Genomic DNA, 12,980 nt, shown 5'->3' with positions numbered 1-12,980 from the left:
CACGATGTCGCCGTTACCGAATAATACGGAAAACGCTTTCCACAATACCGTCATCGTGTGACGCGAATGCCGAAGTAGTCCATGACCAGCTCGCAGAACATCATGTTCGACCAGCTGAACCATTCGCGTGTGTATTTCGTCGGATCGTCCACGTCGATGCCCTCGTGCATGAGGTGCGTGCCGGCGTCGGTGGCGACGAGCCGATCGAGAATCCGTTCCTCGACGTCGCGATCGCCGCTGGTCATCGCCTCGATCGCCAGCGCGATCGGCCACACGTAACGCGGCGGCGTGTGCGGCGAGCCGATGCCGCGCAGATGCCTGCCTTCGTAGTAGTACGGGTTCTCGTCGCTCAGCAGCGTGCGTCGCGTCGCCAGATACGTCGGATCGTCCGGCTCGCAGAATCCGAGGTACGGAGCGGCCATCAGGCTCGGCACGTTGCTGTCGTCCATAATGTTGTAATGACCGAGTCCGTCGGTCTCGAACGCCCAGATCGTCTCGCCGTCGCGGTTGACGGTCTTCGCATACCGTTCGATGCCGTCGCGGACCGACCCGCGCAGCGTCTTCGCGCGAGCGGCGATCTCGGGGTCGTCAAGGATGCCGCCGCCGAAGATGCGTTCGAGATAGTCCATGACCACGACGACGAACATGTTCGCCGGTACCAGATAGTGGTACGTGCAGGCATCGTCGCTCGGACGGAATCCCGACCATGTCATGCCGGTGACGGCCACGGGGGAGCCTTTGCCGTCGTTGGCGAGCGATTCGGTGGGGATGTCGCAGTCGCGCACGAAGAAGTACGATGAGCGCGCCGCGTGGTCCTGCTCGGTCTCGAACACGTCGAGGATGCGGCGCACGCCGGCGACGAACCCGGCGTCGAAATGGTCGGTGCGGCCGGTATTCTGATACAGCAGCCACGCGAGCTGGATCGGATAGCACAGCGAATCCACCTCGTACTTGCGCTCCCACAGCCACGGGCTGGAGAAGTCCGACCGGTCGTTCGGGTCCCAGGTGTGCCCGTTCGGCTCCTCGTTGAACGCGTTCGCGTACGGGTCGATGGCGATGAAGCGGAACTGCTGGCGTACGAGTCCGGCGATCATGTCGGACAGGTCCGGGTCGTCCTTGGCGATCACCAGGTACGGGCGCACCTGCGCGGTCGAATCGCGCAGCCACATGGCCGGGATGTCGCCGGTGAGCAGGAACGTGGTGCCGTCCTCGTGGCGCTTGACGGTGGTGAGCAGCGTGTTGGCGAAGCATGCGTTGAAGTTCTCGGCCCATCGTGCGTGTTCGGTGCCGCACAGGTCGGTGATGCGCTGCATGAACGCGGCGACGGACTGCGGTACTTCGGTGTAGGTCATATCCGGTCCAACTTCTTTGTTAACGAGATTAATCAATTGGTACGGCACTATTCTAAACCGCTTTAGTAGTCCGACACGCCACGCATCACGCAGGATACGAAAAACTCCCCTTGCCGGGAGCGATACCGGCAAGGGGAGTGGTGGAGCTTGGGGAAGGCGGAAGACCGGCGATCCGGGCGGATCAGTTGGCGATCTCGCCGTCCTCGGTCATGGCCTTGAGCTGGGCCGGGGTGTACTTGTCGCGCTTGAATTCGGAGACGAAGTACAGGCCGACGATGAGCAGCTCGATGGCCGGCAGGATGAACGAGAACTGCATGTTCACCGCGTCGGAGAGCGCGCCCTGAGCCATCGGCAGGATCGCGCCGCCGACCAGCGCCATCACGATGATCGCGCCGGCGGTCTCGGTGTGACGGCGGTCCTCGACGGTCTTGAGCGTACGCGAGTAGATCGTCGGCCAGCCCGGTCCCAGGAACAGGGAGACGAGCACCGCGAGCCAGACGGACGCCATGCCGGGCACGAAGGCCGTGCCGATGAGCACCACGCAGCCGACGATCATGTAGATGGCGAGCACGCGCGTCTCACGGAACTTCGACAGGAAGTAGGAGGCGGAGATACGGCCGACGAAGAAGATGATGTAGCTGATCATCATGTAGTTCGCGGACTCGCGGTCGGAGATCGGGGCGCCGGCCTGTTCGGACACGTTCAGCGCCAGACGCATGGTGAACGACCAGATGCCGGTCTGCGCGCCGATGTAGATGAACTGCACGGCGATGCCCTGCCAGAAGCGGCCGTTGTGACCGAGATAGGTCATCGTCTCGCCGAGCGTGGCCTTGGCCACGTCGCCTTCCTTGGTCTGCGGGCGGCACTTCGGGAACCTGACGATCGCGAACAGCACGATGAACACGAGCATGACGATCATGACGACGATGTACGGCTGCAGCGTGCGGCCGAGCTGCTCGGAGGCGAGGTCGAGCGCGGCCTGCGGGTTGGTCTTGCGCAGCTTCTCCATCTCGGTGTGCAGGTTGGAGTCCTGGAACACGAAGTACTTGCCGAGCAGCACGCCGGTCAGCAGGCCGAGCGCGTTCATGGTCTGCGCGACGTTCAGGCGCAGCGTGCTCAGGCGCTTCGGGCCGAGCAGCGTGGCGTACGTGTCGGCCGAAGTCTCGAGGAAGCTCAGGCCGATCGCCTCGACGAAGATGGCGAACAGGAAGATCTCGTACGTGATCAGGCGTGAGGCCGGGAAGAAGATGAAGCAGCCGAGCGCGAAGAACGCGAGGCCGGTCATGATGCCGACCTTGTAGCTGGTGCGCTTGATGAACAGCGAGGCGGGGATGGCGATGATGAAGTAGCCGGCGTAGAACGCGCTCTGCACGAGGGCGGTCTGCATGTCGGTCAGCTCGAACACGGGCTTGAACTGGGTGATCAGCACGTCGTTGAGGCTGGAGGCGATCGCCCAGAAGGCGAACAGCACTGAGGTCATGGCGAACTGGAGGACCGGCGTGCGGTCAAGGTATCCGTCGGGGCTCTCCACCCACGGCGTCTTTGCGGAGGTTGTGTTGCTCATAGTGAATCCCTGTTATCCCTTTTTAAATCCCTTTTTGGAAAACACTGGTGTCATGGTTCGCCGGCGTTCGCGACGCTGCGTGGACGCCGGCGTGGTGTGATGGGGAAAGGCCGGTGCGACCCGCTTGCGGCGGGCGTGCGGCTACATGATCTGGCAGAACTCGATGACCTCGTGGTTCGGGCCGAGCACGTTGAAGTAGCGGATGCCGTGCTCCCAGAACGTGTCGATGTGCTGGATGGAGCCTTCGACGAAGTTCAGGCCGAGCTTCTGCGCCTCGGCGAACGACGCCTCGATGTCGGTGGAGTCGAGCGCGAAGTGGTTGATCGCGCCGTTCTCCATCGGGGTCGGGTCCATCGTCCACACCTCGAGGGTGAGGTTGTTCAGGCGCAGGAAGGTGCAGCGGTCCTCGCCGTTCGGGTAGATGCCGAGGCACGTGAAGCCGAGCTTCTCGTAGTAGGCGATGGTGCCTTCGAGATCGGTGGTCGGGATGCCGACGTGCTGCACGCCCGTGACGGTGTCCTGAATGGCCATGATTACTCCTTTGTTTGTGTGATTGTTGGGTTTTCGACTGACGATGTCTGGTTCGGGGACGCGAATGGCCTAGGAAAAGGGGGATTCGCGTTGAATTTCGATGAAACGAAAGGGGAGGGGCCGGCGTCATCGTCGGCCCGAACGGTTCCCGTGGGCGCGTGGCGATGCGCGCGTCCACGGGAACCGTACTGCGTCACTCGGCGGCTTCGGCGAGGTAGTCCGGCATGACTTCCGGGTACTTCGGCCACGCGCCGGCCTGGGTGCACACGAAGGCGGCGGTGTTGACGGCCGCGCGGTGGGCCTCGGCGAGGGTGCTGCCGAGCAGGATCTTCGCGGTGAACGTGCCGGAGAAGGAGTCGCCGGCGCCCACGGTGTCGTTGACCTCGACGTGCGGGGTGTTGAGCGTGGAGGATTCGCCGTTCTTGGAGATGATGGTCGAGAAGGTCGAACCGCCGGTCAGGATCACGTAGTCCAGGCCGTATTCGGTCATGAACCAACGGCAGGCCTCGTCGTCGGAGGTGCCGCGGATGTCGAACATGTCGCGCAGGAGCAGCAGTTCGGCGTCGTTGATCTTGAACACGGTGGCGTAGCCGAGCAGCTCCTCGATGAGCTCCTTGGAGTAGTGGTCGCCGCGCAGGTTGATGTCGAAGAACTTCATCGCGGAGGCCTTGGTGTGCTTGAGCAGCTCGACGATGGTGTCGTGCGACTCCTGGGAGCGCAGGCCCAGCGTGCCGAAGCAGACGGCGTCGGCCTGTTCGGCGACCTCGATGAGCTGACGGGTGAGCAGCAGGTGATCCCAGGCGACGCCCTTGACGATGGTGTACTCCGGGATGCCGTTCTTCAGCGCGACCTCGACGGTGGAGGTCGGCCAGGCGTTGCGCTGGATGATGGTGTGGATGCCGGCCTTCTCGGCCTCGACGAGCAGCTCGTCGCCGAGCTCGTCCTCGCCGACGGCGCTGATGGACCAGCCTTCGGTGCCGTTCATCATCGCGTGGTAGGCGAAGTTGACGGGGGCGCCGCCCGCGCGCTTGCCGGTGGGCAGCATATCCCACAGGAGTTCGCCGAGGGACAGCACGATTGGCTTGGACATGATGGTTCCTTTCTATGGTTGGCGCGGTTGGCGTCGACAGTTGGTTGTTTGGGGTTTGCCGTGTAGGCCGGCGACGCGGTTAGACGTCGTCGAAGAACACCGAGGGGTGCTCCAAAAATTCGGTGATCGCCACGGCCGCCGCGCCGGTGACGGTCGCGTCGGTGGGCAGCGGCGACAGGGTGATGGTGGTGGCCTGCGCGATGTCGGGAATCGCGCGTTCGGCCACGGTTTCGAGGATCGCGTCGAGCAGTGGCCGCCCGGCTTCGGAGACGATGTCGCCGATGACGATGCGCTCGGGGTTGTAGGCGTTGAGGATTGTCACGCAGCCGTAGCCGGCGTAACGGCCGATGCGGTGCACGAGATCGAGCGAGCGCTCGTCGCCGTCGTTCGCGGCGGCGAACAGGGCGCGGCATGCCTCGGTGTGCGTCATGTTCGCGGCGCCCGGCACGAGATCGTTCGCGACGATCTGCTCGTGTACGGCCACCGCGGAGCAGTAGCGTTCGAGGCAGCCGACGTTGCCGCAGTCGCAGGGGATGCCGTGCACGTCGACGCTGATGTGGCCGATTTCGGTGGCGGCGCCCTGGGCGCCGTCGATGAGCCGGCCGTTGTCGATCACGCCCAGCCCCACGCCCTCGCCGATCAGGTAGTAGGCGAGGTTCTCGCAGGTGCTGTCGCGGTCGAACAGATACTGGGCGAGCGCGCCCGCGCGGGCGTCCTGCTCGATGTAGACCGGCACGGGGAACGCGTCGGCGAATTCTTCGATGAAGTTGACGGAACGCCAGCCGGCCATGGAGGAGACGACGGCGGTGCGGCCCTGGTCGCGCAGGTAGGGGCCGGGTACGGCGATGCCGATCGCGACGATCTCGTCGTCGGCGGCGAGGAGCCGGTTGACGTGCTCGTGGATGGACCGGATCGTGGCGGGGATGGTGCTGTCGCTGACGGTGGGCAGATCCTCGAGGCTGATGCGGTTGCCAGCGAGATCGAACAGGCCGATCTCCACGAGGCTGCGGGCGAACTTCACGCCGACGACGTGGAACAGCGCGGTGTCGAGCTTGAGGCCGATGGAACGGCGGTTCTTGATGCCTTCGAGGTCGCCGGTCTCGGTGATGATGCCGGCTTCCAGCAGACGGGCGGTGATCTTGGTGATGGCCGCGGGGGTCAGTTCGAGCGCCTTGGCGATCTGCGCGCGCGAGCTGATGCCGTTATGATAGAGGTGCTGAAGGATGCGGGAACGGTTGGATTCCGAAATGGATGCCTGCGATGCGGTCGCGGTTGCGTTCATGTGTCCTTCACCTCCTTGTGTCCAGCTTCGTCGCACATCTTCCTTGAATCTGAACTTGATTGATATATTAACGCGGTTAATCTCGAGTGCCAAATCGAACCCGTTCGGCGTGTCGTGCCGGGCCGTGGGTCGGACGGACGATGATACGCTGGCAGAACCGGTATTGCTGGCGTCGTCGGGGCTGACGGCGCGGATGTTAAGGAGAAGAAGATGACGACGCTGGAAATCGCAGTGCAGGATGTCGACGGTGCCGTCGTCGCGTTGCAGGAAGGGGCGGACCGCATCGAACTGTGTTCGGCGCTCGGCGCCACGGGCGGGCTGACGCCCAGCTACGGCATGATCCAGCTGTGCGCCCATGTGGGGGTGCCTCAAGGCGTGCAGGTGCTCATCCGGTCGCGGGCCGGATCGTTTGTGTTCGACGAGCGCGAGAAGCGGGTACAGTTGATCGACGTGAAATCGGCCATTCTCGCCGGCGCGCGGGGCGTGGTGGTCGGAGGGCTGGCGGAAAGCGGGCGCATCGACGTGGACTTCGCCGCGCAACTGGTCGATGCCGCGCACGAGGAGGCCCGGCGTTGCAACCGCCACGTGCAGGTTACGTTCCATCGCGCGTTCGACATGGTGCCCGACCAGTTCTTGGCGCTCGACACGTTGATTGAGCTGGGCTACGACCGTGTGCTCACGTCGGGCGGCGCGCCGAGCGTGCCCGAGGGGCTTGACCGGCTGCGCGCGCTGGTGCATCACGCGGCAGGCCGCATCCAGATTGAGGCCGGTGGCGGCGTGAAGGTCGACCGCATCGGCGATATCCGCTCGACCGGCGTGGACGCCGTGCACCTGTCGGCCAAGACGCTGGTGTCGGCGCAGGGCGGACCCGGTGGCGGCGGTGACACGCCGCTCGAACGCACTGACCGCTATGTCGTGCGGGCCGCCGTGGCCGCGGCCCATGCGTGATGCGGGGCGTTTGCGCGTATCCGTCAGGTTGCGGTGGCGGGGTTGCATCGGCTGACTAGAAGACTGGCCGGCGCAACCCCGCCATTATTGTTAACGATGTTATAGTAAAGCTAATTAACTTATGGTATTTAGGTCGGTGTGTAATGTGAAATATCGTTGATATTCCGCGGATTTACCGATGACACGCTGTTCATGTAAAGATAGTTGACAAATAACCGTCAAGCCTCTATATTTACATCGTAGTTGCCGCAACGAAGCGGTGGCTCCCATCTCATAGAGGAGTAGGAACAATGGTCAACAAACGAATGATGGCGTCCCTGGCCGCGGTGGCCGCACTGTCCGTGGGACTCGCGGGCTGCGGCTCGACCACCAACGACAACAACAACGCGGGCGGCGACTCGTCCGACGGCGGCGTGGTGAACATCACCTACATGCATCGTCTGCCTGACAACGACGGCATGGTGCTCGTCAACGACATCGTCGCCAAGTGGAACAAAGAGCATCCCGAAATCCAGGTCAAGGCCACCAAGTTCGACGGCAAGGCCTCCGAGATGATCAAGAAGCTCGAGACCGACGTCAAGAACGACAACGCGCCCGATCTGGCGCAGGTCGGCTACGCCGAGCTTCCCGAAGTTTTCACCAAGGACATGCTGCAGGACGTCACCCAGTATGCCGAGCAGTACAAGGATCACTTCGCGTCCGGCCCGTACTCGCTCATGCAGGTCGGCGGCAAGTACTTCGGTCTGCCGCAGGACACCGGCCCTCTCGTCTACTTCTATAACAAGGCCGAATTCGACAAGCTCGGCATCTCCGTGCCGAAGACCGCCGACGAGATGATCGCCTCCGCCAAGAAGGCCGCGGCCGCGGGCAAGTACATCATGTCCTACCAGCCCGATGAGGCCGGCAACATGATCTCCGGCCTGGCCGGCGCCTCCGGCGGCTGGTACAAGGTCGTGGACGACGCGTGGGTCGTCAACACCGAAACCGACGGCTCCAAGGCCGTCGCCGACCTCTACCAGCAGCTTATCGACGCGAAGGCCGCCACCACCAACGCCCGTTGGGACGCTTCCTTCGACGCCTCGCTGCAGGACGGCTCGCTGATCGGCACCGTCGCCGCCGCATGGGAGGCCCCGCTGTTCATGGCCTCCGCCGGCGAGACCGGCGCCGGCGACTGGCAGGTTGCCCAGCTTGGCGACTGGTTCGGCAACGACGGCAAGACCGGTCCCGACGGCGGCTCCGGCGTCGCGGTGCTCAAGACCTCCAAGCACCCGAAGGAGGCCATGGAGTTCCTCGACTGGTTCAACACCCAGATCTCCGATCTCGTCTCCCAAGGCCTCGTGCCGGCCGCCACCACCGCCGACGCCGAGACCCCCGAGAAGTGGGCCGAGTTCTTCGGCGGCCAGGACATCATGGCCGAGTTCAAGACCGCGAACAACAACATGGGCGACTTCACCTACATGCCGGGCTTCTCCGCCGTCGCCACCGCGATGAACACGACCGCGGCCAAGGCCGTCGACGGCTCCGGCAAGGTCGAGGACATCTTCTCCGTTGCGCAGACGACCTCCATCGACACGCTGAAGAACCTCAACCTGTCCGTCAAGGAGTGACGAACAGGTTGCTGACCGGTCCTTTTCCGGCAGATGACAGCCGTTCCCACACCATCTGAAGAAAGGCCGGAGTCCAACGCTCCGGCCTTTCCTTATGCATCGCATCGTATCTTCGAAAGCAAAGGTCGTTCCCATGACTGACACCACGCATGCGGCGAACGCCACCAAGGCCGGACCATCGTCCAAGCCGAAGCGCTCCGACGCCGCCAAGCGCGAGAACCGCACCGGCTGGGGCTTCATGGCCCCGTTCGCCATCCTGTTCGCGCTCGTCTTCATCCTGCCCATCGTCTGGGCCATCTACTCCAGCTTCTTCCGTCAGGTCGCCGAAGGGGGCGGCGCGTACGGCGGAGGCAAGCTCGTCAACAAGTTCGTAGGACTGCAGAACTTCCAGTACGTCGTCACCTCCAACGCGTTCTGGTCCGGCATCGGCCGCGTGCTGCTCTACACGCTCATCCAGGTGCCGTTCATGATCATCGCCGCATTGGCGCTCGCCATGCTGCTCGACTCGTTCATCGTCAAGCGCGTCACCGTGTTCCGCCTCGGCTACTTCCTGCCGTACGCGATCCCCGGAGTCGTCGCGTCGATCATCTGGGTGTTCCTGTACAACGGCCAGATCTCGCCGATCGTCAAGGGACTTGCGGCCATCGGCATCAACGTCGACTTCTTCGCCAAGAATATCGTGATCGGCTCGATGGCCAACATCACCACCTGGACGTTCACCGGCTACAACATGCTGATCTTCCTCGCCGCGCTGCAGGCCATCCCGCACGACCTGTACGAGGCGGCCCGCATCGACGGCGCGAACGGATTCCAGATCGCCATGCGCATCAAGCTGCCGAACGTGCGCGCCGCCGCCCTGCTCGCCATGCTGCTGTCGATCGTCGGCACCATCCAGCTGTTCAACGAGCCGGAGATCATGTCCGTGTCCGACCCGAGCATCTCCAAGTCGTTCACGCCGATGATGATGGCCCTCTACACTTCGCGCGGCACCCTCACCCCGAGCGGCGATGGCCCCGCCTCCGCCATCGCCATCGTCATGGCGCTCATCGCCGGCATCCTCGCCGCGCTGTATGCCCTCGCAGAAAGGAAGGTGAACCAGGAATGAGCAGCATGACCCCCAAGGAGCGCGCCGCCCTGCGCGCGCGCAAAAAGGCCGACCGCATCCGCGACCTGCATGCCAACGACCTGCCGCGTTCCATGCAGCCGTCCGCGGCCGTCAAAACCGTCACGATCGTCGTGCTGGTGCTGACGCTCATCTACTTCCTGTTCCCGATCTACTGGGCGGTCATCGCGTCCACGAAGACGCCCAGTCAGATGACCGGTAGCAACGGCCTATGGTTCGCCGTCGGTATTGAGGGCCTGCCGAACGCGATCGCCACCAACTACGGCAAGCTACTGGGCTGGACGCGCGGCAACTTCTGGCGTTGGGTGCTGAACTCCCTGATCTACTCGGGCGTCTCGGCCGCGGTCGGCACGCTCGTCGCCGTCATGGCCGGCTACGCCACCGCCAAGTTCAACTTCCGCGGCAAGAACCTCGCCATCGGCGTCATCATGGGCTGCATGCTCATGCCGGCCGCGCTGCTGACCATCCCGCAGTACTCGATCTTCCACGCGATGCACCTGACCGATACGATGCTCGCCGTCATCATCCCGTGCTGTGTCTCGCCGTTCGGCTTCTTCCTTGGCCGCGTGTACGCGCAGACCTCGGTGCCGAACGAACTGCTTGAGGCCGCGCGCATCGACGGTGCCAGCGAGGCGAGGATCTTCTTCACGATCGTGCTGCGCATCCTCGCGCCGGCGATGGTGACGATCTTCCTGTTCCTGTTCGTCGCGACATGGAACAACTTCCTGCTGCCGCTCATGATGATCTCGGCGGACACGTTGAAGCCAGTCACGCTCGGCCTGTACGGCATGGTCTCGCTCGCCACGTTCAACGAGCGCGGCGCCCTCATGATGGGCGCGCTGCTCGGCGTGCTGCCCGTGATCATCCTCTTCCTCGGCCTCCAGCGCTACTGGCAGGCCGGCCTCGCCGCAGGTGCCGTTAAAGGCTGATGAGTTAAGCGGGAAGCCCGGTGGGCTTCCCGTAGCGTCAGCCTGAGCGAGCCGATAGGCAAGCGAAGGCAGCATTGAGCCCGAGCGCAGCGCGAGTCCTTAATTGCGTATTTCCTCCTTGGCCCCCTCAGATGAGGGGGCTGTCAGCGAAGCTGACTGGGGGAGGGAACACGTGTCGAACATATGGGGTGCGGCTACCCCTCAGTCAGTCTTCGGCTGACAGCTCCCCTAGCAAGGGGAGCCAAGAATCGTTGCAAAGGAGCAATACTTCATGACCACCGGACGTTTCACCCTTCCGAGCGAATCGAACTTCGCCGAGAAGACCAAGGAGCTTGCCGACCTGTGGGGCGCGGACGCGATCCGCAACTCGGACGGCACCCAGCTCGACGACGCCGTGCGCGCGCTCGGCAAGAAGATCTACAGCGCGTACTTCCCGACTCGCGCCCACAACGAGTGGATCACCCTGCACATGGACGAGACCCCGCAGGTCTATCTGCTCACCCAGCGCGAACTCGCCGAAACCGACACTGTGACCATCGACCTCATGGTCGGGTTCTTCGCCGAACAGCTCACTCCGAACTACGACGCCGACCCGGCCAGATACTGGGAGGTCGTCGACCGTACCACCGGCGCCGTCGTGGACCCGGCGAACTGGACGGTTGACGCGGCGGCCCATACGGTCACTGTCACCGGTGCGACCCCGATGCACGAGTACACCGTCTCGTTCCTCGCCTACATCATCTGGGATCCGGTCGAAATGTACAACCATCTGACCAACGACTGGGGCGACAAGGAACACGAGATCCCGTTCGACATCTACCATCCGGCCACCCGCAAGTTCGTGTTCGACACGTTCGAACAGTGGCTTGCAGCGAACCCCGACACCGACGTCGTACGCTTCACCACGTTCTTCTACCAGTTCACGCTCATCTTCGACCCGAAGCACCGCGAGAAGATCGTCGACTGGTTCGGCTGCTCGTGTACCGTCTCGCCGGCCGCGCTCGACGATTTTGAGCAGCAGTACGGATACCGGCTGCGCCCCGAGGACTTCGTGGACGAAGGCTGCTACAACTCAGCATGGCGCGTGCCGCGCAAGGCCCAGCGCGACTGGATCGACTTCCTGTCGGGCTTCGTGCGCGAGAACGTGAAGAAGCTCGCCGACATGTCGCATGCGGCCGGCAAGGAAGCCATGATGTTCCTCGGCGACCAGTGGATCGGCACCGAACCGTACAAGGACGGATTCTCCGACCTCGGCCTCGATGCCGTGGTCGGCTCGATCGGCGACGGCACCACCACCCGCATGATCGCCGACATCAAGGGCGTCAAATACACTGAAGGCCGCTTCCTGCCGTACTTCTTCCCCGACACGTTCTACGAGGGCAACGACCCGAGCATCGAGGCATGGGACAACTGGCGCAAGGCCCGCCGCGCCATCCTGCGCTCGCCGATCGCGCGCATGGGCTACGGCGGTTACCTGTCGCTCGCCGCGAAGTTCCCCAAATTCGTGGACGCGGTGACGCACATCGCCGACGAATTCCGCGACATCCACGAGCGCACCGGGGGAGAGGCCGCCGAAGGCGAACTCAACGTCGCGATCCTCAACTCGTGGGGCCGCATGCGCTCGTGGATGGCGTACACGGTCGCGCACGCCCTGCCCAACAAGCAGACCTACTCGTACTACGGCATCCTCGAATCATTGTCCGGCATGCGCGTCAACGTGCGGTTCGTCAGCTTCGACGACGTGATCGAACACGGCGTGGACGACGACATCGACGTGATCATCACCGGCGGCCCGGTCGACACCGCATACTCGGGCGGCGACATCTGGGCGAAGGACCCGCGGCTGGCCGAAACGCTGCGCGCCTGGGTGCGCGGCGGCGGCGCGCTCGTCGGCGTGGGCGAACCCAGCTCGCAATGGTTCCAGGGACGCTTCTTCCAGCTGGCCGACGTGCTCGGCGTGGACGAGGAACGCTTCCAGACCCTGTCGGTCGACAAGTACTTCCCGCCCGTCACGCCCGACCACTTCATCACCGCCGACGTGCCCGTCGACCCGGCCACGCGCGAGGCATGGCAGTCGGCCGGCTACCGCATCCCGCTGTCGGGCTGCGGCGGCGGCCAAGGCAAGGCGTCGCTCGGCGGCATCGACTTCGGCGAGGCGATCGCCAACACATTCCCGGTGAACGAGAACGTGACCCTGCTGCGTGCGGACGGCGGCGAAGTGCAGCTCGCCGTCAACGAGTACGGGGCCGGCCGCGGCGTATACGTGTCCGGACTGCCGTATTCGGCCGCGAACGCGCGACTGCTCGAACGCATCCTGTTCTACGCGAGCCATCACGAGGACCGGTATGCGGCCTACAGCTCGACCAACCCCGAATGCGAGGTCGCGCGGTTCCCCAAGTCCGGCTGGTACTGCGTGATCAACAACACCGACCGTCCGCAGTCCACCGACGTGACGCTGCCGAACAGCGCGCGCGAGCACTTCGACCTCGACGCCAGCGCCATCGCCTGGCGGCGCATCTGAACACCCCCGCACGGCGGTTTTCTCTCACCGGGC

Annotated in this window: 10 protein-coding genes; 5 read left to right on the top strand and 5 right to left on the bottom strand. The window is 64.0% G+C overall.

Going from position 1 to position 12,980, the window contains the following annotated elements; translation table 11 throughout:
- Positions 1-50: 50 nt before the first annotated feature.
- The 5 genes from KIH76_RS00830 to KIH76_RS00810 all read right to left on the bottom strand — a co-directional run bounded on the left by KIH76_RS00830 (position 51) and on the right by KIH76_RS00810 (position 5,819).
- Positions 51-1,352, bottom strand: a complete 1,302-nt coding sequence (locus KIH76_RS00830; protein WP_219068733.1) for a glycoside hydrolase family 125 protein — start codon at positions 1,350-1,352, stop codon at positions 51-53.
- A 181-nt stretch (positions 1,353-1,533) separates the two neighbouring features.
- A complete protein-coding gene (fucP, locus tag KIH76_RS00825; RefSeq protein WP_219068731.1) occupies positions 1,534-2,916 on the bottom strand; it encodes an L-fucose:H+ symporter permease in 1,383 nt (460 codons plus the stop codon).
- Positions 2,917-3,057: 141 nt separating this feature from the next.
- Positions 3,058-3,447 (bottom strand): VOC family protein, encoded by a 390-nt coding sequence (locus KIH76_RS00820; protein ID WP_219068729.1) that lies wholly within the window; start codon positions 3,445-3,447, stop codon positions 3,058-3,060.
- Between the two features lie 193 nt (positions 3,448-3,640).
- Positions 3,641-4,537 carry a carbohydrate kinase family protein gene (locus KIH76_RS00815; RefSeq protein WP_219068727.1) on the bottom strand — a complete coding sequence of 299 codons (897 nt, stop codon included), beginning with the start codon at positions 4,535-4,537 and terminating at the stop codon, positions 3,641-3,643.
- A 79-nt stretch (positions 4,538-4,616) separates the two neighbouring features.
- Entirely contained in the window at positions 4,617-5,819 is a 1,203-nt protein-coding gene (locus tag KIH76_RS00810) for an ROK family transcriptional regulator (protein WP_219068725.1), read from the bottom strand.
- Positions 5,820-6,029: 210 nt separating this feature from the next.
- Here KIH76_RS00810 and KIH76_RS00805 point away from each other — a divergent pair, with 210 nt between their 5' ends.
- The 5 genes from KIH76_RS00805 to gnpA all read left to right on the top strand — a co-directional run bounded on the left by KIH76_RS00805 (position 6,030) and on the right by gnpA (position 12,947).
- Positions 6,030-6,767, top strand: coding sequence for a copper homeostasis protein CutC (locus KIH76_RS00805; RefSeq protein ID WP_219068723.1), 738 nt, complete (start codon positions 6,030-6,032; stop codon positions 6,765-6,767).
- Positions 6,768-7,057: 290 nt separating this feature from the next.
- On the top strand, positions 7,058-8,374 hold the full coding sequence (locus KIH76_RS00800; protein WP_219068721.1) for an ABC transporter substrate-binding protein: 1,317 nt from the start codon (positions 7,058-7,060) through the stop codon (positions 8,372-8,374).
- 133 nt (positions 8,375-8,507) lie between these two features.
- Positions 8,508-9,479 carry a carbohydrate ABC transporter permease gene (locus KIH76_RS00795; RefSeq protein ID WP_219068719.1) on the top strand — a complete coding sequence of 324 codons (972 nt, stop codon included), beginning with the start codon at positions 8,508-8,510 and terminating at the stop codon, positions 9,477-9,479.
- A complete protein-coding gene (locus KIH76_RS00790) occupies positions 9,476-10,426 on the top strand; it encodes a carbohydrate ABC transporter permease (RefSeq protein WP_219068717.1) in 951 nt (316 codons plus the stop codon). Before KIH76_RS00795 ends, KIH76_RS00790 begins: the two co-directional genes overlap by 4 nt.
- A 271-nt stretch (positions 10,427-10,697) precedes the next feature.
- Complete coding sequence (gene gnpA / locus KIH76_RS00785; protein ID WP_219068716.1) at positions 10,698-12,947, top strand: 1,3-beta-galactosyl-N-acetylhexosamine phosphorylase; 2,250 nt, start codon at positions 10,698-10,700, stop codon at positions 12,945-12,947.
- Positions 12,948-12,980 lie beyond the last annotated feature (33 nt).

The sequence above is a fragment of the Bifidobacterium simiiventris genome (assembly GCF_019331715.1).
GTDB lineage: Bacteria > Actinomycetota > Actinomycetes > Actinomycetales > Bifidobacteriaceae > Bifidobacterium > Bifidobacterium simiiventris.
Note: the sequence above shows the minus strand (reverse complement) of the source record. Positions and strands in the feature narration are given on the sequence as shown.